Consider the following 22,527-nt stretch of genomic DNA (forward strand, 5'->3'; position numbering starts at 1 on the left):
CTGTCTCCGATGCCACATCGATCGAAAGAGCGGCCTTGGCGATAAAACCGTTAATTTCATGGTTTATTGTCGGGACGACCCGAACAAATTAGCGCCTTCCCTGCAAACAATGGCGCGACACAACAGCCATACCTTTGCGGTCACAACTTTATCATTTTCCCACTGCTGCATCCATCCACCATAAGCAGTGGCGCCAAGGTGGAAGGCCGGGGATGAGGATTCTGCCTGATGGTGATTTTTTCAAGAAGCGGCTTTGCCGTTTATTGTCCAGGGGTGCTGGATGAGTGTCATCAAAATCAATTTCGGCCCGTCGGGCGCCGCGAAACTCCGACCGCTTGGCCTGAAGATCGCGGCGGCGCGGGGTGAACTGTCGCTCAGGGCGGACAGCCACTTCGAGGCGCCCGGCTCGACGCAGCCGACGCTGAGCTCGGGCACCCTCATTCAGGTCGGCGCCTTCGCGTCGCTGGCCGGCGGGTCCATGGGAAATGTCCGGATCGGCCGCTACGTCTCGATCGCCGCAGGGGTGATGATCGGGATGCACAACCACCCGGTCGATTGGCTGAGCACGTCGCGGATCACTCATTTTCCGCAGATGCACGAATGGCATGAGTTCTGCGGCGACGGCGGCCCGGCCGTGACCTCCGCCCTGCGGCGTCCCTACAGCGGCGCGTGCCCGATCACCGAGATCGGCAACGACGTGTGGATCGGGCAAGGCGTGTTCATCAAGTCCGGCGTCAAGATCGGCGACGGCGCGGTCATCGGGGCACGCTCGGTGGTCGTCAAGGACGTGGAGCCTTACACCATCGTCGGCGGAACGCCGGCCAAGCCCCTGCGCAAACGCTTCCCCGACCCGGTGATCGAGCGCCTGCTCACCACGCGCTGGTGGCGCTACTCGCTGTACGATATGGCGGGCGTTCCCTTCGAGTCCGTGGAAGCCGCGCTCGACATCATCGACGAACGCGCGGCGAGCGGCGACCTGAAGGAGTACCAGGCCCCAACCTACACCGCCGCCGATCTGGCGGAACTGTTCGCCCCGGCGCCGGTCGCGTAAAACGAAAAGCGGGGAAGCCTTTCGGCTCCCCCGCTCGTCACATCACGCTCACATCACACCGGCAAAGCCCTGTGGGATCAATCCCGCAGGTTGCCGCAGGCGCGCTGGATGCGCTTGCACGCCTCTTCCAGGGCTTCCGTGCTGGTGGCGTAGGAGATGCGGAAGTGCGGGGCGAGGCCGAAGGCCGAACCCTGGACGACCGCGACACCTTCCGATTCCAGCAGGTAGGTGACGAAATCCTCATCGGTCTCGATCACCTTGCCGTCCGGAGTCTTCTTGCCGATGGTGCCGGCGCAGGACGGGTAAACGTAGAAGGCGCCTTCCGGCGTCGGGCACTTGATGCCCTTGGCCTGATTCAGCATCGACACCACGAGATCGCGGCGCTGGCGGAACACCTCGGCCCGCTCCTTGATGAAGTCCTGCGGGCCGTTCAGCGCCTCGACGGCGGCGGCCTGGGAGATCGAGGTCGGGTTGGAAGTGGACTGGCTTTGGATCACGCCCATCGCCTTGATGAGATCCTTCGGACCACCGGCGTAGCCGATGCGCCAGCCGGTCATCGCGTAGGACTTCGACACGCCGTTCACGGTCAGCGTGCGGTCGTACAGCTTCGGCTCGACCTGGGCCGGGGTGACGAACTTCAGACCGTCGTACAGCAGGTGCTCGTACATGTCGTCGGTCATGATCCAGACGTGGCTGTGCTTCACCAGCACGTCGGTCAGGGCCTTCATCTCGTCGAAGGTGTAGGCGGCGCCCGACGGGTTGGAGGGCGAGTTCAGGATCAGCCACTTGGTCTTCGGCGTGATCGCCTTCTCCAGGTCGGCCGCCTGCAGCTTGAAGCCCTGCTCGGCCGGACAGGAGACGAACACCGGCGTGCCCTCGGCTAGCTCCACCATGTCCGGGTAGGACACCCAGTAGGGGGCCGGGATGATGACCTCGTCGCCGGGGTTCAGCGACGCCATCAGGGCGTTGTACAGCACCTGCTTGCCGCCGACGCCGACCGAGATCTGCTCCGGCGCGTACTTCAGGCCGTTCTCGCGCTCGAACTTGGCGCAGATGGCCTTCTTCAGCGCGGGCGTGCCGTCCACGGCGGTGTACTTGGTGTCACCGCTCTCGATGGCCTTGATGGCGGCGGCCTTGATGTTGTCCGGGGTGTCGAAGTCCGGCTCGCCGGCGCCGAGGCCGATGACGTCGCGACCGGCCGCCTTCAGCTCGCGGGCTTTGTTGGTGACGGCGATGGTCGGCGAGGGCTTGATGCGCGACAGACGGGACGCGATGATCGACATGGCGGGCTGGCCCTTATGGCGATGGTGGTCGAAATGGGTTCGCTCTAACGCGACGCGGGACCTTACTTCCGCATCAACGGCCTTGCAAGCGGCTGAAACCGCCGATGGCGCCGAAGTTCCATCCCCCCGCCCTCCCCGGTCAACGTTGCGGACGACGACGCCGCAGGCGGTGCCAGCGGCCAGCCATTCATTTGTCCGGCGAACAGAAAGCAGCCGTATCGCAACCATCGATGCGCGCGGTGGGGCTTGAGCTTGACAGTACGATCAGCCTTGTGTGTATGACAGCAATACCTAATCCATACGCTGGGCTTCTGGAGGACTTTATGCTTACCCGCATCACGATCGCCATGACGGCCGCCGTTCTGCTCGTCGCCGGTTCGGCAGTGGCCCAGGATTCGATCAAGGCCCGCAAGGATGGCTTCGACGCCAGCAAGAAGGCGATGGCCGAGATCAAGGGCCTGCTGGAAGCCGACAAGGTCGCCCCGGTGGGCGCCGTGGCCCAGCGCGTCAGCGCGTTCGCCGCGTCGGTGCCGACTCTGTTCCCGGCGGGCAGCGAGAAGGGCGAGACCAAGGCCAAGGCCGAGATTTGGACCAACTCCGCCGATTTCGCCGCCAAGGCGAAGGACTTCGAGACCGCCGCCAAGAATCTGGAAGCCGCTGCCGCCACCGGCGACAAGGCCGCGACGGCCAAGCAGTTCGCCGCTCTAGGCGGTTCCTGCAAGGCCTGCCACGAGCGCTACCGCGCCGATTAAGGCGCCCGGCATTCCCCGCGAGGTCGCTCGCGGGGAATGGCTTTTTTTACCCCGCCTGCACCACCGCCGCGACCACGCCGGCCGCGGCAGCCAGCACGGCCACCGCCACAGCGGTCGGCGTGCGCTTCGGAGCCGCCACGTCCGCCCCTGTCGGCACCGTCTTCCGCCCGGTGATCATCGGCCGGATCAGGTTCTCCTTCTTCACGACCAGATAAACCAGCACCGCCGCCACGTGGACGCCGATCAGCACGAGAATGCCGTCGGCCACCAGCCGGTGCAGCGTGCTGAGCCCCTTCACCGTCGCCGACGTGGCCAAGGGCACCAGCGGCCCGTCCACCAGGATGTCGTCGGAGGTGAACAGCCCGCTGATCGCCTGCGCCATCAGCACGGCCAGCAGGACCAGCACCATCAGCCCGCCCATCGGGTTGTGCCCCAGGACGGGGCGGCCCTTGCCCGGCCGGAGCAGCCCGGCGGCGTAGGCCAGCACCGCGCGCGGCCCCTTCACGAAATCGTTGAAGCGCGCCGTCTGGCTGCCGATCAGCCCCCAGACCAGCCGGAACAGGAGCAGCGCCAGGATCGCCTTGCCAGCGAGCATGTGCACGTCCATCCGGTCGAGCTTCGCCGTGACGATCGCAGCCGCCACCAAAACCACCAAACTCCAATGGAAAGCGCGGGTCGGCAAGTCCCAGACCGGCACATCGCGCACGGCCGCGCCCCGAATTGTGGTATTACCACCAGCCATCGATCAGCCCTCGCTTGCTTTGTTCTTCTCTTCTTTATGCCCGAATTTCGGGCATTTGGCTTGCCTTTCCGTGGAAATGCGGCCATGCGGCATGGGCAAGGCGTCACACCTTGGTTATTGGACTTGAAGTATCGCCCGGACGGCGGATATGTGTTCCGCAAAACCCGCTACAAGGATCTCAGCGTCATGCCCGACAAGCAGCTGCTCCACCTCGTCTTCGGCGGTGAACTGGTGCGCCCCGACACCGACCAGTTCGTCGATCCGTCCAAGCTCCACATCGTCGGCATCTTCCCCGGCTACGAGGAGGCCTACAAGGCGTGGCGCGGCGCGACGGGCGCCACCATCGACGACGCGCACACCCGCTATTTCATCGTGCACCTGCACCGCTTCCTGGACCCGACCTCGGACAGCCACAAGCACGACTGACGCCTGCTTCGTCGGAGCCCGCGCGGGGGAACCCCGGCGCGCGGGCTCCGTTGAGGACCACCGATGGCGGTCTTCTTCACCAGCGACACCCATTTCGGGCACACCGGCGCGCTCGGCCGCTTCCGCCGCCCCTTCGCCTCGGTGTCCGAGATGGACGAGGCCATGGTGGCGAACTGGAACGCCACGGTCGGCCCCGATGACGAGGTCTGGCACCTCGGCGACTTCGCCCTTCGGCTGAAGCCGGACGCGATGGCGGCTCTGCTCGGCCGCCTCAACGGCACCAAGCACCTGATCACCGGCAACAACGACGGCCCTGCCACCCTGCGCCTGCCCGGCTGGGCGAGCGTGCAGGCTTACGCCGAGATCATGGTGGAGAACACGCATCTGGTGATGTGCCATTACGCCTTCCGAACCTGGAACGGCATGTACAAGGGCGCCCTGAACCTGCACGGCCACAGCCACGGCCAGTTGAAGGGCATGCCCCGCCAGATCGACGTCGGCGTGGACGTCTGGAACTTTCGCCCCATCACCCTGGCGGAGATCACGGCGAAGAGGCAGCGAAAGCTCAGGGCGTAATCACCACCAAGACACCAAGCTTTCCAACGTCAGTTTTGGAACTCTTGCCCAAGCCCGGCGGCCTGAACTTGCCCATCAGGATCTTGGTGCCTTGGTGTCTTGGTGGTGAAAATTCTCACGCCACCCGCACGTCCTCCAAGAACCGCCCGACCTGCGCGCGCAGGGTTTCCGACTGCTGCGTCAGCATGCGGGCGGCGTTCAGCAGGTCGCCGGCCGCGCCGCTGGTGGTCTTGGCGCCGTCGTGGATGCTGGTGACGTTGCGCGCCACTTCCTCGGTGCCGGCCACCGCTTCGATGGTGTTGCGGCCGATCTCCTGGGTGGCAGCGGACTGCTGCTCGACCGCGCCAGCCACATCGGTGGACAGTTCCTCCATGCGGCGGATGATGTCGGACACGTCGCGGATGGCCTCGCCCGTCTCCTGTGCGACGCGCTGCACCTCGACGATCTGCTGGACGATCTGCTCGGTCGCCTGGGCGGTCTGGTTGGCGAGCGTCTTCACTTCGCCGGCCACGACGGCGAAGCCCTTGCCGGCCTCACCCGCCCGCGCCGCCTCAATGGTGGCGTTGAGCGCCAGCAGATTGGTCTGCTCGGCGATGGAGGAGATCAGCTTCACGACGTCCCCGATGGTTCGGCTGACGCCCTCCAGCCCGTGGACCAGTTGGGTCGTGCGAGCGGCGCGCTCCATGGCTTCCACGCCGATCTGACGCGAGACGCCGGCGGTGTGGCTGACCTCGCGCAGGGAGGAACTCAATTCCTCGGCGGCGGAGGCGACCGACTGCACGTTGGCGGTGGCCTGTTCCGTCGCCGCCGCCACGGCGGACGAACGCTGGCTGGTGTCTTCGGCCATGCCGGTCAGCGACTGCGCGGTGTCGCGCAGCCGGGTGGCGGCACTCACCTGCTCTTCCAGCAACGAGCGGATCTGCGCCTCGAACTGCGCGGTCATGCGGTCGATGCGGGTGGCGCGCTCCTCCCGCGCCTGGGCCTCGCGCTGCTGCACCTCTTCCAACCGGGCGCGCTCCTGGGCGTGCTCGCGGAAGGTCTCCAGCGCCTCGGCCATGGCGCCGATCTCGTCGCGGCGGTCGCGGTCGGGCACGGCGGCGGACAGGTTACCGTTCGCCAGTTCCTTCATCGCCCCGACCAAGTGCGCCAGCGGCACGGTGATGCTGCGCCCGATCAGCGTGGCCGCCGCCAGCAGAATCATGCCGATCACCACGATGCCGAGCCCGACCGACCAGCCGGTGGACCACAGCGCCGCCTCCACATCGTTGAAGTAGATGCCGGAACCGACGACCCAGCCCCACGGCTCGAACAGCTTGACGTAGGAGACCTTCTCCATCCGCTCGTCGCTGTTCGGCAGCTTCTGCGAATAGGACAGGAAGCCGGCCTTGCCCGGCCCGTTCGCCGCCTGGACGAACATGCGGTAGACGTGGTCGCCATCCGGCGTCTTAAAGTCCCACATGCTCTTGCCGACGTCCTTCGGCCGCTTGGGATGGGCGACCAGCGTGGCGTCGGTGGCGGTGTTGATCCAGAAATACTCGTCACCCTCGTAGCGCAGTGCGGCGATGGTGTCCCTGGCAAGCTGCTGGGCCTGATCGCGGGTCATCTTGCCCGCGCGCTCCTGCGCCTCGAAATTGGCGGCGATGCCGGTGGAGACCTCCACGAGGTTGCGCAGCTTGGTGCGCCGGTCCTCCATCATGCGGCCGTGAATGGTGGACAACACCATCAGAAGAACCAGCACCAGCCCAAGCATGGCCAACACGGTCGGCAGATGAACCCGCAGGCTCACACGGATGTCACAGAAGCGCATGGCGTCCTTGGCCCAATCACAAGGATGATCCGCACCTCCTCAGGAACGAGGTCAAGGAAAGCCGCCGAAGCGGCCGGCAGCCCGGAACGGTGCGGTTGATTTACGGGAAATATAGCATTTTATCTTTCTCCACCGACATGCGACGAAAAGTCAGGGTGAGGTGGAAATGCCGCATTGAAGACGGATTATTTTCCTGTATGCGCACAAATTTTCTGCAACCAATCAGAGCACCTTGGACCATTCTCATGAAAACGGTTTCAATCGGAATCGCGTATAACGACTATTCATGAATGACACGTTTCGCCACTGAGGCTTGAGGCCGATTGTGCCATCCCGCCATCAAGGTCGCCCGAGTCTGCATCAGGAGCGGCGCGACCGTCCTGTAAAGGCGCCGCCGATCCGATGAACGAGTTGGAGGCAGTGACCTGAGTCGGGCGGAGGAGCTTCATCAGCCCGGATCGGCCCGGTTACCTGCCATTTGCCAATCCCACGACCAACGGCGCTTCCACTTGATTACCCGGATTTATGCATACGTCTCGCCAACCATAACTTTCAAACGGCCCTGCTGGACCGGATGGCCCATCACCACGAAATCCTAGGAACCGGCACCGGGAGTTCACGTTAAGAGGCGCGCCGGATCCCCCGCCCGCGCTCCAGCAAGGAAGGCCATACCGCAGACCGATTCGGGTACCAGCCCGACACCGGTGGACAGGCCTTGGCGAAGAACCTTTGAGAGCCCCCCGCTTTGCCCACAAAAAATACGGCTTGACAGGCACCACCAGTTCAGGCAAATAAGGAGGCGGAAGCGCCAGAAGTGTGTCCGCACTGAAGCCGCTATATCCAAAACGAAACCCGCCCGGCATTTGCTCGGCGGGTTTTGTCGCTTTGGGCCCCCATCAACCCAAGCAAGACTCACCTCCACGACAGCGCAGGCAAAAACGCTGTTCCGCTGACGCTCCACCCGCCTCGCGAAGACAACCGACGCAACACCCCATCCGCTCAAAGCTGGCGGAGGGGGTGACTGCGAATGGTCGCGCTTCGCATCCTGCATTGACGACACGACACAACGGCACACCCGTCGGCACCCTCGACGGCGGGAGTTCCGCGTTGCCATTCAAATCAATGCGTCTTGCCAAACGACGGCTCTACCATAGGAAAGGGAAGAAAATGACCACAAACCTCACTCCGCCGGTCGCCATCACCTATCAGCCGACCGGCCCCATTTCCAATTATCCCAGCGCATTGCGGATCCAAGTCTATGACGATACAACGACTGACAATCCAAACGAGGATCGCTTCAGCTTCCCGTTCCTGGTCTACTCTCGCATTGGTGTTCAGCCGGCCCCTGGGGTTGCTGGCATCCAGTGCCCGTCCAGGTCCCACCGCGAGGTGATCAAGGGCAAGCAGGACGTGGTAAACGCCGCTGCCGGCTCAATGCAGGTCGGCGTGATGGGCGAGGCCACGGTGCTCCAGAACTCTTCGGGCAGCGCCTTCGGTATGAACGCCGTGGCGGCGGTTCTAGCGGGTGCTCACGCGTCTGCGGAAATCGTCGCCGCCGAGATGAACACTGACGCCCGCCAAAACGTGACGCGCAAGGTCGGCCTTCAGGTCATCGACGTTCTGAACAGCAAGGGAAGTGGCACCTTCATGGACGCCGGCATTGTCGTCGGACGTCAGACAAACAATACCTCCGCTGACGCGGTGGGCTTCAAGTATGGCATCCAGATTGACCACGCCATCAACGGCGCCATCAACATCAACATGATCGGCGGCGCCGGCGGCATCAAGTTCTCGGGCGGCCCCGGCGGCGTCATCCGCTCCGACACGACCACCGGCGCTCATCGCTTCATCTTCGCGGACGGGCAAACCGTCATGCAGTCGTCCAAGACTGGAATGAACATCTTCGCCGTAACCGAGACGGACGTGCTGTTCCCGATCGGCGGCTCGCTGAAGCGGTTTGTTGCCCGCGCTGACGGATTGGTCGGCTGGGTTAACGTCTAATGCCGGAGGACAATCTCTCCCCACTTCTCGCCCAAGCGCTTGGCAACCTCCAGTTCGAGTTGCTTAAGCTTATGGCCGAGAAACAGCGATTAACGGATGTGGTGTTGCACCTTCAGCAGGAATTAGCCGCGGTCAAAAAGGACACGGTTCCCGCTGAGTGACACTCCAAGGCGAGGGCTCCGGCCCTCGCCGCATCCATCAGCTTTCCAATGACCATTCAGCGCGCTCACAACCGCCCAAAATCGCCATTCTTAAGCGCAAGACACTCTCACGCATAAATGCTTATTGCCGCTTTAAGAGGAAAGCGGCAAATACATCCTTCCCTACTGAAAGGGAAGATGGCGGAGGGAGAGGGATTCGAACCCTCGATACCCTTTTGGGGTATACACACTTTCCAGGCGTGCGCCTTCGACCACTCGGCCACCCCTCCGCGGAGGACGGCGTTATAGCCATCTCGAAGCCGCTGCGCAAGCCCCATAAAAACCCTATATGTCGATTTTATACGAAAGGCATTTCGGGGGCTGACATGGCGGTGCTTCGGCTGTTGGGCGCGGTTTTCCTGCTCGCCGCGCTGGGCGCGCTGGCCTGGGACGCGACGCACGCGCCGGCTTCGGGCTTTCGCCTGTCGGCGCTGGGGGAACTGTGGTTCCGTCTGTCGCCCTACACGCTCGACCTCTCCCGCGCGGTGACGGAGCGGTACATCTGGCCGGAGCTGTGGGATCCGGGAATCGTCGCCGTGCTGCTCCAGCCCGCCGTGCTGGTGCTGGGCGGGCTGGGGCTGCTGCTGGTCGTGCTGGGGATGCTGGGAAGGCGGCGCCGCTAAAGCGAATTTGCATTCGCTTTAGCGTCATATGGCCTCACTTGCCGGCCGGGCTTCGGACGCATGGGCGTCCGGGACCGCCGTCGCGGTCCAAAGCGGATCGAAATCCGCTTTAACCCACTTCGCGCACCAGATCGCCCACCGTGCGGCACAGCAGGTCGATGTCCTGGTCGCGGGACAGGCGGTGGTCGCCGTCCTTGATCAGCGTGATGCGCACGTCGTCGGTGGTCAGCGCCTCCGCCAGCTTCAGGCTGACCTGCCAGGGCACGTCGGGGTCCTTCATGCCGTGCAGCAGGCGCACCGGCTTGTCGAAGGCGATGGGTCCGCGCAGCAGCAGGTGGTTGCGGCCGTCCTCGATCAGGGCGCGGGTGATCGGCTGCGGCTCCGGCCCGTATTCCGACGGGCGCAGCCAGCGGCCGGTCTCGGTGATCTCGTGGCGGACGGACTCGTCGAAGAGGTCCCACATCAGGTCTTCGGTGAAGTCCGGGGCCGGAGCGATGCCGACCAGCCCGGCCACCCGCTCCGGCCGGCGCAGCGCGGTCAGCAGCATCATCCAGCCGCCCATGGAGGATCCTACGAGGATCTGCGGCCCGCTGGTCACCTTGTCCAGCACGGCCAGCGCGTCGTCGGCCCACAGGCCGATGGTGCCCTCGTCGAACCGACCGCTGCTGGCCCCGTGGCCCTGATAGTCGAATCGGGTGAACTCCAGCCCCTCGCGCACCGCCCAGGCTTCCAGCGAGGTCGCCTTGGTGCCGGTCATGTCGGACATGAAGCCGCCCAGGAACATCACGCCGGGGGCGCGGCCCTCCGGATCGCTGCCGGGGGTGTGGCGATAGGCTATGGTCGCGGCGCCGCGCGCTAGGCTATGGTGCGCGCCGCCCTCGGGAGAGGTGGGGGTGGCAGCGGGTCCGGTCATGGTTGGTTACCTCGTGGCCTGGACGGTAGGATGAAGTGCACGGATATGGAATTGGACGCCCACCTTAACACTGACGATGCCACGCGCAACCCGGCCCCTGGCCATGGCCCGGCTCCAAGCTTTGCCGGGCGGCCCAAGCCGCCGGTGGTGCTGCAGGTGGTGCCGACCCTGGTCACCGGCGGGGCGGAGCGCGGCTGCATCGACATGGCACTGGCCCTGGCCGACGCCGGGGGCGTGCCGCTGGTGGCGTCGCAGGGGGGGCAGATGGTGCGCGAGCTGGACCGCGCCGGCATCCGCCACATCACCCTGCCGCTGGCTTCCAAGAACCCGCTGGTGATCCGCAAGAACGCCAAGCGGCTGGAGACGATCATCAAGGAGGAGGGCGTGGACATCGTGCACGCCCGCTCCCGCGCGCCGGCCTGGAGCGCCTGGATGGCCTGCCAGCGCACCGGCGCCCGCTACATGACCACCTTCCACGCCCCCTACAATTTCAACAGCGGGCTGAAGCGCTGGTACAATTCGGTCATGGCGCGGGGCGAGCGGATCATCGCCATTTCCGACTTCATCCGCCGCCACATCCTGGACAGCTACGACGTCGATCCGGCGCGCATCCGCACCATCCACCGTGGCATCGACCCGTTCGTCTTCTCGCCGGACCGGGTCAGCTCGGCCCGCATGATCCAGCTGGCGCGGCAATGGCGCCTTCCCGACGACAAGCCTATCATCCTGCTGCCCGGCCGCCTGACCCGCTGGAAGGGCCAGACCGTGCTGATCGAGGCGCTGGAGAAGCTGGGCCGCAAGGACGTCTGCGCCCTGCTGGTGGGCTCCGACCAGGGCCGCACCGGCTACCGGCAGGAGCTGGAGGAGCGTGCCAAGCGCGCCGGCCTCGCCGGTGCGGTGCTCATGACCGACCATTGCAGCGACATGGCTGCCGCCTACCTGCTGTCCACGGTGGTCGTCTCCGCCTCGCGCGAGCCGGAAGCCTTCGGCCGCGTGATCGTCGAGGCGCAGGCCATGGGCAAGCCGGTGATCATCACCTCCATCGGCGCCTATCAGGAAACCGTCATCCCCGGCGAGACCGCCTGGGTGGTGCCCCCGGACGATGCCGACGCGCTGGCCAAGGCGCTGGACGAGGCGCTGTCCCTGACGCAGGAGCAGCGCGAGGCCATCGGCGCCCGCGCCCAGGCCTTCGTCGCCGACCGCTACACCAAGCAGCGCATGTGCGCCGACACGCTCGCCGTTTACGCCGAGCTGCTGGCCGAGCCCGCCCCCCGCCAAAACGCCCGCTAAGCCTCAAGACTTCCGGACATCATGACCGACATCGCCCAGCTTCCCGGCATCGCCTCCGTGATCGACCGCTATGACGGGGTCATTCTCGACCTGTGGGGTGTCATCCACGACGGCGAACAGCCCTATCCCGGCGTGGCGGATTGCCTGGAACGGCTGAAGGCGGCCGACAAGGTCATCTGCCTGCTGTCCAACGCGCCGCGCCGCACCGGCGGCGTGATCGCCAAGCTGGAGGGCATGGGCCTCGGGCGCGACCGCTACCACCACGTCATGACCTCGGGCGAGGCGACCTACGAGGCTCTGCGCCAGCGCGACGACGCGTGGCACGCGGCGCTCGGCCGGCGGCTCTACCACATCGGCCCGGACCGCGACGTGGACGTCTATCAGGGGCTCGACTACACGCCCGTGCCGTCGCCGGACGAGGCCGACTTTGTGATGAACACCGGCATCGTGGATTTCAGCGAGAGTCTGGCGGACTACGAACCGGCGCTGGAGGCCTGCGCTCGCCGCCGCCTGCCGATGATCTGCGCCAACCCCGACCTGATCGTGATGGTCGGTCCGCAGATGGTCATCTGCGCCGGCACGCTGGCCCAGCGTTACGAGGCGATGGGCGGCGACGTGGCGTGGCACGGCAAACCGCACGCCCCCGTCTACGACCGCTGCCTGACGCTGATGGGCATCACCGACAAGCGCCGCATCCTGGCGGTGGGCGACAGCCTGCGCACCGATGTGGCGGGGGCCAACGCCGCCGGCATCGACGTGGCGCTGGTCACCTGCGGCATTCACAAGGAGGAGCTGGGCGGCGCCTGGGGCGAGGCGGTCGATCCGGTCAGGCTGGCCGCGGCGGCCGAGGCCAACGGCCACCGCCCGACCTACGCGCTGCCCAGCCTGCGCTGGTGATCCCAGGACGACGGGATCTCAGGAGGCTTGGTCTTCGTCGTCGAAGAGGGGGATCGCGTCGTCCATCGCCTTGCGCAGGATGGGCGACGGCCCGTCCTCGGAAAAGCCCTGGCTGCCGATGGCGTTGCGAAAATAGCTGACGATGAAGACACGGATGGAGGCCGTCAGGTTGGCCTCGCCACGCCGCTGGTCGATCTCCGTGCAGATCTGATTGAGGCTCAGTTCCTCACGCTCGCAGATTTCCTTCAGCGAGTCCCAGATGTAAGGCTCCATGCGCAGGCTGGTGCGCCGGCCGCTCACCTTCACGTTGCGGCAGACCAGGACTGGCCCTTCCTTGTTTCTGCCTTCACGCGCCATGTGCCGCCTGATCCTCAGCCGTTGCAGAAAACCATTCGCCTTTGCGGCGTACATACATCCATTTGTATGAAGATATTGCAAGCGGCGTGTGCGCTCCAAGCCAATTTCGACCGGGGGTCGCGGCGCGCGGCGCCAAAACCCCGGACGCGCAGCCGGCCGGCCCGGAAAATCCCACCGCCCGCCCAGCAAAACCCGCTTCACATCTGGGGTCGTTCGCTATACCAGTGCCCCCAAAGATGCTCATCTGGGCACGGACTCATCTGGGGATTTCCGGTGGAGAGCGAGTGTATGGTGCGGCCGGCCGGCAGGCGCAGTCTTTGGCGATTCGCGGTGGTGCTGACGGCCGGATTGGCGGCGGCCGGCGCCACGCGCGCGGCCGAAGCTCCGGCCAGCCAGCTCCCGGCCGACCAGATCCGTGCCGAGGTCGCCCGCCTCGTTCCGCCACTGTGGACCGTGCAGGACGTAACGGTCGAGCCGATGCCGGCCCCTGTCCCCGAAGGCAAGCCCGCCCCAAAGGATCCCGATTCACGGGCCGCCGCGCGGATCAGCGCGCGCCTGAAACTGGCCAAGCCGACCTTCACCGTGGAAAGCCGCGAAGGGCCGGTCACCTTCATCCGCCCGGCCGCCGACACCAGCCTGGAAAAGACGCTGACCGCGACCGCGCTCGCCACCCGCGCCGGCACCGGCTGGACGCTGCGGATCGAGCTGCAGAACCCCGAGGTGATGGAGGGCGTCGGCAAGCCGGCCGGCGAACTGCCCGGCCGCACCGTCGTGGCGGGCTCGGAAGAAGCCAAGAAGCTGCGCGAGCAGATCGACCGCGACGCCAGGCAGCGCATCGCCGAGGAACAGGCCCGCCGCCAGCGCGAGGAAGAGCTGATGGCCCAGCAGGCGGCGACCGCCAAGGCCGAGGCCGAGCGCGCCGACCGGGAACGCCGTCTGGTCGAAGCCCGCGTCGCCCAGGTGACCGACCTGCGCGGCAAGCTGCTGGGCAGCGACCGCACGGCGCGGCTGGCGGCCTACGAGGCGGCGCTGGGCGGCAACGACCCCGCGCTGCGCCAGATCGCCATGGAGGCGGCGTTGCAGAGCCGCGACCCGGTCGTCGCCAACCTCGCGCTGAAGGACTGGCTGGCCCGCAAGAAGGCGCTGCCCGTGCTGCTGTTCGCCACGAAGGAGGACGGCAATTCCGAAACGGTGCTGCACAACCTCGGCCCGCTGACGCTGGAGATCGAGTCCTTCAACGCGGTCAACGGCGCCGTCGCCGGCCGCATGGGCGCCCCCGGCTACAGCATCGCCAAGCCGTCCGTCGCCGTCGGCACGCTGGCCCAGACCGAATTGACGGTGAACTCCTACGGCTGCGTGCTGACCCTGCGGTTGACCGAGCACCAGACCATGGATGGGCTGTTCCGCTGCCAGACGCTGCCGACGCTGATCGCGCGCATCACACTGGATTGAGGCACCCGATGCGGCGTCACAAGCTGCCGTGGAGGCTCCTCACCGGTCTGGCGCTGCTGCTGCCGCTGATGCCGGAGGCTCTGGCCCAGCCGGGCAAGGAGCCGGAGCATTTCACCCCGCGCGCCGCGCCAAACGCCGTGCTGCCCAAGCTGGCCCCGGTTGGTGGACCGGCCAAGAACGCGCCGCAGGCGAGGGACGCGCTGCGGCCCGCCCCGGTCGTGCCCGTGCCGCTGTCGCCCGTGACGGTGCCGGGCCAGCCGCCGGCCCCGCCGAAGCCCATCCCGGTCATTGTGGAGGCACCACCGCCCCCTTCGGCCCCGCCGCCGGCGCCCGCGACGGTGATCCCACCAACCAAGCCGGAACCGGCCGCGCCCCCGCCCGCCGAAGTGGCGCCCGCCGACGTGGCGGCCATCACAGCACCGCTGCCCCCGCGCAAACCGGAACGGGAGGCTGAGCCGCCGCCCGCCGCCGTAAAGCCCGCGCCGGAACCGGAAAAGTTCCAGGCCGAAGAACCGCAGACCGGAAAACCGAAAGCCGGCCAACGCACGGTCTGGGTCAAGGACGATGTGTATGTCCGCACCGGCCCCACCCGCTCCGCCCGCGCGGTGGACGCGCTGAGCTACGGCGAGAAATTGGACGTCGTCGGCGAAGCGCCCGATGGCTGGGTGCGCGTGGCGCGCGGCGGCACGGTGCTGGGCTACGTGTCGGCCAAGCTGCTGACGGACACGGCGCCGGCCAAAGGCTCCTACGCCAAGGCCTCGAAGGAGGATCGCGGCTGCGCGCTGCCCGACGATATTCCGGAGAACCGGCGCCCCTCCATCGCCGTCGGCACGACCGCGCGGGTGCTGGCCGACGCCAACCTGCGCGTCGCCCCGGCCTGCGACGCCAAGGTACGCGACGTGCTGGAGGATGGCGAGACCGTCACGGTCATGGGCGTGTCCGGCAGCTGGTACAAGGTGGGCCGCCGGGGCCGCGCGCTGGGCTACGTCGGCGCCGCGCTGCTGGGCGCGGCGAAGCGCTGAGTTTCCGTCACCGCTTCGCCTTCGCCGCCTGGGTCATGAAGGCGCGCCAGATCTCCGCCGGCACGTTGCCGCCGCTGACACCCTTCATGGGCTTGTTGTCGTCGTTGCCGACCCACACGCCCACCGTCATCCCGTTCGCGAAGCCGACGAACCAAGCGTCGCGATAGTCGTTGGTGGTTCCGGTCTTGCCGCCCGCCGCACCGGGCACGCGCGCGAGCTTGCCGGTGCCCTCCTTCATCACGCCGGCCAGCAGGGTTTTCATGGCCGCCGCGTGCTGCGGGTCGATCACCCGCTCCGGCGCACGGCGGCCATAGCTGTAGATCTCGCGGCCACGCGGGTCGGCGATGCGCTGGAACAGATGCGCGTTCACCTTCAGCCCGCCGTTGGCGACCGCCGCGTAGGCCTGCGTCAGCTCCAGCAGCGTCGTCTCGCTCACCCCCAGCGCGAGGCCGAGGTCGGGTTCCAAGGGCGATTCGATGCCCAGCCGCTTAGCGACGGCGACGACCTCGCTCGCATGGCCCTGAGTCAGCCGAGCCGAGACGGTGTTGGTGGAGTGGGCGAAGGCCTCGGCCAGCGTCAGCTTGTCCGGATACTTGCCGTCGAAGTTGCGGATGGCCCGGCCGTCGGCGAACTCCATGCGCGAACCGTCCACGACCGAGCCGGGCGTCATGCCCCGTTCCAGCGCCGCCAGGAAGACGAACAGCTTGAAGGCCGAGCCCGGCTGCCGTTCTGCCTGGATCGCGCGGTTGAAGTGGTCGCGCCGGGCCGCGAAGTCGCGCCCGCCGACCATCGCCAGGATCTCGCCGTCGCCGTCCAGCGCGACCAGCGCGACCTCCGCGTCTCCGGTGGCTTTCTCCCGCCGCTTCAGCACACTGTCCACGCTGCGGACGGCGGCGGCCTGGAGATCACGGTCGAGCGTGGTGCGCGCGGTGAAGGTCGGGCCGGGGCGCGTCGCGTCGGCGTAGCGATCACCGGCGAAGCGGTCGAAACGGGCCTTGGCGGTTCCCCGGAAATGGCCGGTCGCCTGCGCCGCCGCCTTGTTCGCCACGGCCAGCATAGGGCGTTGGCGCTTGGTCAGCTCCGCGGTGCGTCTGGTGATGAAGCCGGCATCGGCCATGCCGTCCAGCACGATGGCCGCCTTCGCCTCCGCCTTCTCGATGTCGGCGAAGGGGTTGAGGCGCGACGGCGCCGGCAGAAGCCCGATCAGCATCGCCGATTCCTTCAACGACAGCTGCGTCGCCGGCTTGCCGAAATAGACGCGCGCCGCCGCATCCACGCCATAGGCGCCGGACCCGAAATAGGCGCGGTTCAGGTAGAGATAGAGGACGTTCTTCTTGCCGATCTTCTCTTCGAAGTCGTTCGCGCTGTACAGCTCGTACGCTTTGCGCGACCAGCGGTCGTAGTCGTTGAGGAAGATGATCTTCATCGTCTGCTGGGTCAGCGTGCTGCCGCCCTGGCTGAAGCGTCCGGAGGTCACCGCCACGGCCAGCGCGCGGGCCAACCCCTGGTAGTCGATGCCGTCATGCTCCAGAAAACGCCGGTCCTCCTTGGCGATCAGCCCCTGGATCAGATGCTTGGGCAGCTTCTCCAGCGGCAGCGTGTCGCCGTAGGCCTCCCCGGCCGAGCCGATGAAGCGCCCCTTCCGGTCGAGGAAGCGCACCCCCTGCCCCCGGTTGTGGGCCAGCACGTCGTCCACGGTGCGGAACTGCTCGCCGAACAGCTCCACCGCCTGGGCGGGAGCGGCGGCCAGCAGCGACAGGCCAAGGGTCAGCGAAAGAGCGATGCGGCGGAGGGAGGAAGGTCGGGGCATAGGCCGTTCGTTGAGCGCGAGACGCGCCACAGGTCGGCCCGCCGCCGTCCGTGCACAATCCTATACCACCTAATTTCATGACGGCCGTTTTGCCCTTTGCCCCGCGCCGGTTGCGCGCCTACCACTTAGGCACATTGTCTTTCGAGTGAGGCCGGCATGCTTGCGCGTTTTCTGGCGGGACTGTTCTTGGTTCTGGCCGTCGCGTTACCTTCCGTCGCGTGGGCCGACGGGCTGATGCAGGAGGCCGTGCGCGTGCCGGCCACCTTCGCCGGCCTGTTCGGCGGCCGGGCGGTGACGCTGGAAGGGCTGGTGGTTCGGCCGGACGGTCCCGGCCCCTTCCCCATCGCCATCATCAACCACGGCGCTCCGCGCGACGCCGCCCGGCGCGAGACCATGACGCCCCTGACCTACGTGCCGCAGGCCCGCGAATTCGCCCGGCGCGGCTGGGCGGTGCTGATCGTCATGCGGCGCGGCTACGGCGGGTCGGAGGGCGAGTACGCGGAGAGCAGCGGCCCCTGTAAGAGCCCGGATTACGTCCAGTCCGGCGAGCGCAGCGCCGAGGACATCCGCCAAGCCATCCGCTACATGGCAAGCCGGCCCTACACCGATCCCAAGCGGATCATCAGCGTCGGCCAGTCGGCCGGGGGCTTCGCCACTGTGGCGCTGACCGCCGACCCGCCACCCGGCTTGGTCGCGGCGATCAGCTTCGCGGGCGGTCGCGGCTCCCTGGCGGAAAACGAGGTGTGCACGCCCTCCGCCCTGATCGGCGCCTTCGGGCGCTTCGGCAAGACCTCCCGCCTGCCCACGCTGTGGGTCTACACGGAGAACGACCATTACTTCGCGCCGCCCCTGGCGAAGGAGTTCGTGACGGCCTTCACCCAGGCCGGCGGCAAGGCCCGCTTCGTCGCCGCCCCGGCCTTCGGCGAGGACGGGCACAACCTGTTCTCCGGGGCGGGCATTCCCCACTGGACGCCCTATGTGGACCAGTTCTTGGCCGAGCAGGGGCTGACCCCGCGCAAGACCCTGATCGCGCTGCCGAAGGTCGAGCCTCCGCCCGGCCTGTCCGAGCGCGCCCGCGCGGCCTTCCAGGACTATCTGGCGGCGGCGCCCAACAAGGCCTTCGCGGTGTCCGGCGACGGTGCCTACAGTTGGCGCACCGGCCGCCGCACGGAGGAGGAGGCGCGGGCCGCCGTCCTGGAAGGCTGCGCCAAGTTCGCCAAGACCCAATGCCGCGTCGTCCACCTCAACGATTTGCCGCAATAAGGCGGGGCGGCGTCACGCGAAAGCCGCCGGGAACCCACCAGACGGCCAGACCGACGGACGCCGCCAGCACAACGAACGTCATCAGCCAACAAAAAAGCCCGCCGGTTACGGCGGGCCTTTTTGAAGAGGCGGTCGCATGACCCCGAGACTCACCTCGGGGCCAGGACCATCACCATCTGGCGGCCTTCGAGCTTGGGCATCTGCTCGACCTTCGCCAGTTCATCCAGCTCGTCGCGCACGCGGACCAGCACGTTCATGCCGAGATCCTGGTGCGCCATCTCGCGCCCGCGGAAGCGCATGGTCACCTTGACCTTGTCGCCGTCCTCAAGGAAGCGGCGGGCCGCGCGCATCTTCACGTCGTAGTCGTTGTCATCGATGTTCGGCCGGAGCTTGATCTCCTTGACCTCGATGATCTTCTGCTTCTTGCGCGCTTCGTTGGCCTTCTTCTGCGCCTCGAACTTGTACTTGCCGTAGTCGAGGATCTTGCAGACAGGCGGTTCCGCCTGCGGGGCGATCTCGACGAGGTCGAGACCCGCATCTTCGGCGGCAAGCAGCGCATCGCGCAACGAAACGACGCCCACCATCTCGCCATCGGCGCCGACGAGACGGACGGAGCGTGCCGTGATCTCCCGATTCACCCGCGGTCCATCGCGGGTCGGAGCGGCTTCGGACGGAATCCTGGCTATGGACGCTTCTCCATGACTAGAAACCCACCGGGGCGCGGCCTCCCTGAGGAAGGGTCCGCCCGACGGTGCGGTCGGTTAAAACGGCGAATCGAAGACGGCGGGGCCCGCAGGGGACCTCGCCTCGTCAGATAGTTTATTGAGCGCGGCGTCAAGGGCAAGAACTTCCTGATCCTTACCACCGAGGATGCGGAGCGCGACCGTCCGCTCCTCCGCCTCGCGCTTGCCCACCACGACCAGCACGGGGACCTTCTGAAGGCTGTGCTCGCGCACCTTCAAATTGATCTTCTCGTTGCGGACGTCGAGTTCGGCGCGGATCCCCTTGCGCTTCAGCAGGCTGGCGACTTCCGCCGCGTAGCCGTCGGCCTCGTTGGTGATGGTGCACACCACCGCCTGGACCGGGGCCAGCCACATCGGGAACTTGCCGGCGTAATGCTCGATCAGCATGCCGACGAAACGCTCCAGCGAGCCGAGGATGGCCCGGTGCAGCATCACCGGACGGTGCTTGGACCCGTCCTCGCCGATGTAGGTGGCGTCGAGCCGTTCCGGCAACACGAAATCGAGCTGCAGCGTGCCGCACTGCCAGGTCCGGCCGATGGCGTCGGTCAGGTGGAATTCCACCTTCGGACCGTAGAAGGCGCCCTCGCCCGGCAGTTCCTCGAACTCCAGGCCGGCGGAGCGGAGCGCCTGGCGCAGGCCGTTCTCGGCGCGGTCCCACACGTCGTCGGTGCCCGCGCGCACGTCGGGGCGCAGCGCCAGCTTCACGTTGATCTGGTCGAAGCCCAGATCCTTGTAGACGCCGAGTTGGAGCTTGAAATACTCCGCCGCCTCGGTCGGCACCTGATCTTCCGTGCAGAAGATATGGGCGTCGTCCTGGGTGAAGGCGCGGACGCGCAGGATGCCGTGCAGGGCGCCCGACGGCTCGTTGCGGTGGCAGGCGCCGAACTCCGCCATGCGGATCGGCAGGTCGCGGTAGGAGCGCAGGCCGTGCTTGAAGATCTGCACGTGGCCGGGGCAGTTCATCGGCTTGACGCCCAGCTGCTTCTCGCCGCCGTCCGCCTCGACCTTGAACATGTTGTCGCCGTACATGTCCCAGTGGCCCGACGCCTTGAACAGCGAGCTGTCGATCAGCTGCGGCGTCTTCACCTCGACATAGTCGGCGGCCTGGAGCTTGGTGCGGATGTAGTTTTCCAGCGTGCGGAACAGCGTCCAGCCCTTGGGGTGCCAGAACACCGACCCGACCGCCTCTTCCTGGATGTGGAAGAGGTCCAGCTCCTTGCCCAGGCGGCGATGGTCGCGCTTCTCGGCCTCTTCCAGCTGGTGCAGGTAGGCCTTCAACTCCTTCTCGTCGCGCCAGGCGGTGCCGTAGATGCGCTGGAGCATGGGGTTGCGGCTGTCGCCGCGCCAGTAGGCGCCGGCCACCTTCATCAGCTTGAAGCCCTGCCCGACCTTGCCGGTGGTCGGCGCGTGCGGGCCGCGGCACAGGTCGAGCCAGTCGTCCTGCCGGTAGACGCTGACCGCCTCGCCCTGCGGGATGGCCTCGATCAGCTCGGCCTTGTAATGCTCGCCGAGGTCCTTGAAGTAGGTCACCGCGTCGTCGCGGTTCCACACCTCGCGGACGATGGGCACGTCCTTCGCCACGATCTCGCGCATCTTCGCCTCGATCTTCTCCAGATCGTCGGGCGTGAACGGCTCATCGCGGGCGAAGTCGTAATAGAAGCCGTTGGCGATCGACGGGCCGATGGTGACCTGCGTGCCGGGGTACAGCTTCTGAACGGCGTCGGCCAGCACGTGGGCGGCGTCGTGGCGGATCACGTCGAGCGCATCGGGGTGATTGCGCGTGACGATCTCGATCTTGGCGTTGGTGGTGACGGTGGTGGTGAGGTCCTTCACCTCGCCGTCAATCTTGACGGCAAGCGCATCCTTGGCAAGGCGCGGCCCGATGGACGAAGCGATCTCAAGCCCCGTCACCGGCCGGTCGAACTCCCGCACGCTGCCGTCGGGCAACGTGATGGCGATGTTGGACGTCACCGAAGTCACCATGAAACTGTGTTGCGTTGCACCGGACCAATGCCGGAAGGCGAAACTTCTAATGGGAATGCCGTCCCTGTCAAGGGCGGCGGGCCCGGTTTCGCACCATCAAATGGGCTTGCGCGACAGGCGCGGCTCCCCGAACAGGTAGCCTTGGCCGAAGTCGAAGCCGGTATCGAGGATCTCGATCAGCTGGCTCTCGGTCTCGATCTTCTCCACGACGATGTCGATAGGTGCGCCCTCGATCTTGCGGCGCAGGTCGTTAATGCGCGGCGCCATGTCGGGGTCGAGCACCAGCCCGCGGTCCAGCTTCAGATAACGGAACTCGTGGCGCAGCAGCGCGTCCACGTCGATGTCCAGATCGGCCACCTGATCCATGGAGAAGCGGAAGCCCAGCCGCGCCAGCTGCGACAGGATGCCCATGGTCACCGCCCCGCCCGCCCGCAGGTCGTGCTGGCTCAGCTCGAACACCAGCTTGGGCACCAGCGCCTGGTTCTGCGCCATCAGCTGGAGGAACTGCTTCATGAAATCGGCGTCGCTCAGCGTCGCCGCCGAGATGTTGCAGACGAATCCAATGGCGTGCTGGCGCCGCTCCGTCTCGCGGATCAGCTGGATGCAGCGGACCAGCAGCAAATTGTCGATGGTGGCGATCAGCCCCTCGCGTTCGGCAATGTCCAGATAGCGGTCGGGCATGATCAGCGCGCCGTCGCCGGCCCGCACGCGCGAGAACACCTCGTAGAAACGGTGCTTGCGCTGCGGCAGGCTGACGATGGGCTGGAGATAGATGTCGATGCGGTCAGCCCGCAACGCGTCGCGCACCGCCTCCAGCACCAGCGCGTCGTCCATCGGGCGCGGCACTGCGCTTGTGGTCGCCGCCGCTTGCGGCGCCTGCGGGGCGACGACGGGCGCGCCGCTTTCCACCGTCTTGCGCGGAGCGGCGGCTGGCGGGCGCGGCGGTTCGGCGGACGGGCGGCGTTTTTCGGTCAGGCGGCTGACCAAGGATTGCAGGAGCTTCACCTCCTGCACCACCGTGTCGTAGTTGGCGAGCCCGCCGCCGGCACCCCGCGTCTCCTCAATGATCGCGCGGTGGCGGGCCACCTCCTGGGTCAGGGACTCGACGGTTTCCTCCAGGGACTCCACGCGGCGGGCGGCGGTGCGCTCGCGCTCCAGCCGGGTCACCGCCTCGTGGATCAGGCCGCCGGTCAGCACGATGACGGCGCCGACCAGCCACCCGGTCAGCGCGTCCGACTCCGGCCGCATGTAGGGCAGCGTCGCCCCGATGGAAACGCCCGTGACGATGTAGGCCAGCGCGTAGACGAGGTGGGTCAGGATCGTCATGCGCCCGCGC

At 66.8% G+C, this 22,527-nt stretch carries 22 protein-coding genes and 1 tRNA gene; 13 read left to right on the forward strand and 10 right to left on the reverse strand.

From position 1 onward, the window contains the following. Window positions 1–280: 280 nt before the first annotated feature. Window positions 281–1,051, forward strand: coding sequence for a CatB-related O-acetyltransferase (locus J2852_RS32370; protein ID WP_425514374.1), 771 nt, complete (start codon window positions 281–283; stop codon window positions 1,049–1,051). Window positions 1,052–1,128: 77 nt separating this feature from the next. Here the strand turns inward: J2852_RS32370 and J2852_RS13240 are convergent, their stop codons facing one another. Further along, complete coding sequence (locus tag J2852_RS13240; RefSeq protein WP_209876133.1) at window positions 1,129–2,334, reverse strand: aspartate transaminase; 1,206 nt, start codon at window positions 2,332–2,334, stop codon at window positions 1,129–1,131. Window positions 2,335–2,657: 323 nt separating this feature from the next. Here J2852_RS13240 and J2852_RS13245 point away from each other — a divergent pair, with 323 nt between their 5' ends. Further along, window positions 2,658–3,086: a c-type cytochrome gene (locus J2852_RS13245; RefSeq protein WP_209876135.1), complete on the forward strand. Its 429-nt coding sequence runs from the start codon at window positions 2,658–2,660 to the stop codon at window positions 3,084–3,086. Window positions 3,087–3,132: 46 nt separating this feature from the next. Here the strand turns inward: J2852_RS13245 and J2852_RS13250 are convergent, their stop codons facing one another. Continuing rightward, window positions 3,133–3,729, reverse strand: a complete 597-nt coding sequence (locus J2852_RS13250) for a cytochrome b/b6 domain-containing protein (protein WP_343206733.1) — start codon at window positions 3,727–3,729, stop codon at window positions 3,133–3,135. Between J2852_RS13250 and J2852_RS13255 the strand changes: the two genes are divergently transcribed. The 3 genes from J2852_RS13255 to J2852_RS13265 all read left to right on the forward strand — a co-directional run bounded on the left by J2852_RS13255 (window position 3,710) and on the right by J2852_RS13265 (window position 4,830). Next, window positions 3,710–3,955 (forward strand): hypothetical protein, encoded by a 246-nt coding sequence (locus J2852_RS13255; RefSeq protein WP_209876513.1) that lies wholly within the window; start codon window positions 3,710–3,712, stop codon window positions 3,953–3,955. The genes J2852_RS13250 and J2852_RS13255 overlap by 20 nt on opposite strands. 23 nt (window positions 3,956–3,978) lie before the next feature. Further along, entirely contained in the window at window positions 3,979–4,254 is a 276-nt protein-coding gene (locus tag J2852_RS13260) for a DUF4170 domain-containing protein (RefSeq protein ID WP_343206734.1), read from the forward strand. Between the two features lie 63 nt (window positions 4,255–4,317). Next, window positions 4,318–4,830: a metallophosphoesterase gene (locus tag J2852_RS13265; protein ID WP_209876139.1), complete on the forward strand. Its 513-nt coding sequence runs from the start codon at window positions 4,318–4,320 to the stop codon at window positions 4,828–4,830. Window positions 4,831–4,945: 115 nt separating this feature from the next. Here the strand turns inward: J2852_RS13265 and J2852_RS13270 are convergent, their stop codons facing one another. Further along, window positions 4,946–6,637 carry a methyl-accepting chemotaxis protein gene (locus tag J2852_RS13270; RefSeq protein WP_209876141.1) on the reverse strand — a complete coding sequence of 564 codons (1,692 nt, stop codon included), beginning with the start codon at window positions 6,635–6,637 and terminating at the stop codon, window positions 4,946–4,948. A gap of 1,167 nt (window positions 6,638–7,804) precedes the next feature. On the opposite strand from J2852_RS13270, the gene J2852_RS13275 reads away from it, so the two are divergent. After that, window positions 7,805–8,638, forward strand: coding sequence for a hypothetical protein (locus J2852_RS13275; protein ID WP_209876143.1), 834 nt, complete (start codon window positions 7,805–7,807; stop codon window positions 8,636–8,638). Continuing rightward, window positions 8,638–8,799, forward strand: coding sequence for a hypothetical protein (locus J2852_RS13280; protein ID WP_209876145.1), 162 nt, complete (start codon window positions 8,638–8,640; stop codon window positions 8,797–8,799). Before J2852_RS13275 ends, J2852_RS13280 begins: the two co-directional genes overlap by 1 nt. A 178-nt stretch (window positions 8,800–8,977) precedes the next feature. Here the strand turns inward: J2852_RS13280 and J2852_RS13285 are convergent. Continuing rightward, window positions 8,978–9,068, reverse strand: a tRNA-Ser gene (locus tag J2852_RS13285). Window positions 9,069–9,164: 96 nt separating this feature from the next. Between J2852_RS13285 and J2852_RS13290 the strand changes: the two genes are divergently transcribed. Then, entirely contained in the window at window positions 9,165–9,461 is a 297-nt protein-coding gene (locus J2852_RS13290) for a hypothetical protein (RefSeq protein ID WP_209876147.1), read from the forward strand. Window positions 9,462–9,570: 109 nt separating this feature from the next. On the opposite strand, the gene J2852_RS13295 is transcribed toward J2852_RS13290, so the two are convergent. Further along, complete coding sequence (locus J2852_RS13295; protein ID WP_209876149.1) at window positions 9,571–10,374, reverse strand: alpha/beta hydrolase; 804 nt, start codon at window positions 10,372–10,374, stop codon at window positions 9,571–9,573. A 51-nt stretch (window positions 10,375–10,425) separates the two neighbouring features. On the opposite strand from J2852_RS13295, the gene J2852_RS13300 reads away from it, so the two are divergent. After that, window positions 10,426–11,664 (forward strand): glycosyltransferase family 4 protein, encoded by a 1,239-nt coding sequence (locus tag J2852_RS13300; protein ID WP_425514376.1) that lies wholly within the window; start codon window positions 10,426–10,428, stop codon window positions 11,662–11,664. Window positions 11,665–11,685: 21 nt separating this feature from the next. Further along, on the forward strand, window positions 11,686–12,561 hold the full coding sequence (locus J2852_RS13305) for a TIGR01459 family HAD-type hydrolase (RefSeq protein WP_209876152.1): 876 nt from the start codon (window positions 11,686–11,688) through the stop codon (window positions 12,559–12,561). Window positions 12,562–12,579: 18 nt separating this feature from the next. On the opposite strand, the gene J2852_RS13310 is transcribed toward J2852_RS13305, so the two are convergent. Continuing rightward, window positions 12,580–12,918, reverse strand: coding sequence for a ribbon-helix-helix domain-containing protein (locus tag J2852_RS13310; protein ID WP_209876154.1), 339 nt, complete (start codon window positions 12,916–12,918; stop codon window positions 12,580–12,582). 288 nt (window positions 12,919–13,206) lie between these two features. On the opposite strand from J2852_RS13310, the gene J2852_RS13315 reads away from it, so the two are divergent. Together J2852_RS13315 and J2852_RS13320 are read left to right on the forward strand one after the other, a co-directional pair. Beyond that, the gene (locus J2852_RS13315) at window positions 13,207–14,370 is read left to right on the forward strand and encodes a hypothetical protein (protein WP_209876156.1); all 1,164 of its coding nucleotides are present in this window, start codon (window positions 13,207–13,209) and stop codon (window positions 14,368–14,370) included. An 8-nt stretch (window positions 14,371–14,378) separates the two neighbouring features. Continuing rightward, window positions 14,379–15,392: an SH3 domain-containing protein gene (locus J2852_RS13320; RefSeq protein ID WP_209876158.1), complete on the forward strand. Its 1,014-nt coding sequence runs from the start codon at window positions 14,379–14,381 to the stop codon at window positions 15,390–15,392. A 7-nt stretch (window positions 15,393–15,399) separates the two neighbouring features. Here J2852_RS13320 and J2852_RS13325 read toward each other — a convergent pair whose 3' ends face one another. Beyond that, on the reverse strand, window positions 15,400–17,202 hold the full coding sequence (locus J2852_RS13325) for a transglycosylase domain-containing protein (protein ID WP_209876160.1): 1,803 nt from the start codon (window positions 17,200–17,202) through the stop codon (window positions 15,400–15,402). A 156-nt stretch (window positions 17,203–17,358) separates the two neighbouring features. On the opposite strand from J2852_RS13325, the gene J2852_RS13330 reads away from it, so the two are divergent. Then, the gene (locus J2852_RS13330; RefSeq protein WP_209876162.1) at window positions 17,359–18,465 is read left to right on the forward strand and encodes a CocE/NonD family hydrolase; all 1,107 of its coding nucleotides are present in this window, start codon (window positions 17,359–17,361) and stop codon (window positions 18,463–18,465) included. Between the two features lie 149 nt (window positions 18,466–18,614). Here the strand turns inward: J2852_RS13330 and infC are convergent, their stop codons facing one another. The 3 genes from infC to J2852_RS13345 all read right to left on the reverse strand — a co-directional run bounded on the left by infC (window position 18,615) and on the right by J2852_RS13345 (window position 22,517). Beyond that, window positions 18,615–19,142: a translation initiation factor IF-3 gene (gene infC, locus J2852_RS13335; RefSeq protein ID WP_209876481.1), complete on the reverse strand. Its 528-nt coding sequence runs from the start codon at window positions 19,140–19,142 to the stop codon at window positions 18,615–18,617. A gap of 84 nt (window positions 19,143–19,226) precedes the next feature. Beyond that, on the reverse strand, window positions 19,227–21,191 hold the full coding sequence (gene thrS / locus J2852_RS13340) for a threonine--tRNA ligase (protein ID WP_209876164.1): 1,965 nt from the start codon (window positions 21,189–21,191) through the stop codon (window positions 19,227–19,229). A 96-nt stretch (window positions 21,192–21,287) separates the two neighbouring features. Further along, on the reverse strand, window positions 21,288–22,517 hold the full coding sequence (locus J2852_RS13345) for an EAL domain-containing protein (RefSeq protein ID WP_209876167.1): 1,230 nt from the start codon (window positions 22,515–22,517) through the stop codon (window positions 21,288–21,290). Window positions 22,518–22,527 lie beyond the last annotated feature (10 nt).

The sequence above is a fragment of the Azospirillum soli genome (assembly GCF_017876165.1).
In the GTDB taxonomy this organism is placed as follows: domain Bacteria; phylum Pseudomonadota; class Alphaproteobacteria; order Azospirillales; family Azospirillaceae; genus Azospirillum; species Azospirillum soli.

Excerpts from the sequence above, each read along its gene's own strand:
- J2852_RS32370 (WP_425514374.1), top strand. The coding sequence starts at position 281 with ATGAGTGTCATCAAAATCAATTTCGGCCCGTCGGGCGCCGCGAAACTC.
- J2852_RS13240 (WP_209876133.1), bottom strand. The coding sequence starts at position 2,334 with ATGTCGATCATCGCGTCCCGTCTGTCGCGCATCAAGCCCTCGCCGACC.
- J2852_RS13245 (WP_209876135.1), top strand. The coding sequence starts at position 2,658 with ATGCTTACCCGCATCACGATCGCCATGACGGCCGCCGTTCTGCTCGTC.
- J2852_RS13265 (WP_209876139.1), top strand. The coding sequence starts at position 4,318 with ATGGCGGTCTTCTTCACCAGCGACACCCATTTCGGGCACACCGGCGCG.
- J2852_RS13270 (WP_209876141.1), bottom strand. The coding sequence starts at position 6,637 with ATGCGCTTCTGTGACATCCGTGTGAGCCTGCGGGTTCATCTGCCGACC.
- J2852_RS13275 (WP_209876143.1), top strand. The coding sequence starts at position 7,805 with ATGACCACAAACCTCACTCCGCCGGTCGCCATCACCTATCAGCCGACC.
- J2852_RS13280 (WP_209876145.1), top strand. The coding sequence starts at position 8,638 with ATGCCGGAGGACAATCTCTCCCCACTTCTCGCCCAAGCGCTTGGCAAC.
- J2852_RS13290 (WP_209876147.1), top strand. The coding sequence starts at position 9,165 with ATGGCGGTGCTTCGGCTGTTGGGCGCGGTTTTCCTGCTCGCCGCGCTG.
- J2852_RS13295 (WP_209876149.1), bottom strand. The coding sequence starts at position 10,374 with ATGACCGGACCCGCTGCCACCCCCACCTCTCCCGAGGGCGGCGCGCAC.
- J2852_RS13305 (WP_209876152.1), top strand. The coding sequence starts at position 11,686 with ATGACCGACATCGCCCAGCTTCCCGGCATCGCCTCCGTGATCGACCGC.
- J2852_RS13310 (WP_209876154.1), bottom strand. The coding sequence starts at position 12,918 with ATGGCGCGTGAAGGCAGAAACAAGGAAGGGCCAGTCCTGGTCTGCCGC.
- J2852_RS13315 (WP_209876156.1), top strand. The coding sequence starts at position 13,207 with ATGGTGCGGCCGGCCGGCAGGCGCAGTCTTTGGCGATTCGCGGTGGTG.
- J2852_RS13320 (WP_209876158.1), top strand. The coding sequence starts at position 14,379 with ATGCGGCGTCACAAGCTGCCGTGGAGGCTCCTCACCGGTCTGGCGCTG.
- J2852_RS13325 (WP_209876160.1), bottom strand. The coding sequence starts at position 17,202 with ATGCCCCGACCTTCCTCCCTCCGCCGCATCGCTCTTTCGCTGACCCTT.
- J2852_RS13330 (WP_209876162.1), top strand. The coding sequence starts at position 17,359 with ATGCTTGCGCGTTTTCTGGCGGGACTGTTCTTGGTTCTGGCCGTCGCG.
- thrS (WP_209876164.1), bottom strand. The coding sequence starts at position 21,191 with ATGGTGACTTCGGTGACGTCCAACATCGCCATCACGTTGCCCGACGGC.
- J2852_RS13345 (WP_209876167.1), bottom strand. The coding sequence starts at position 22,517 with ATGACGATCCTGACCCACCTCGTCTACGCGCTGGCCTACATCGTCACG.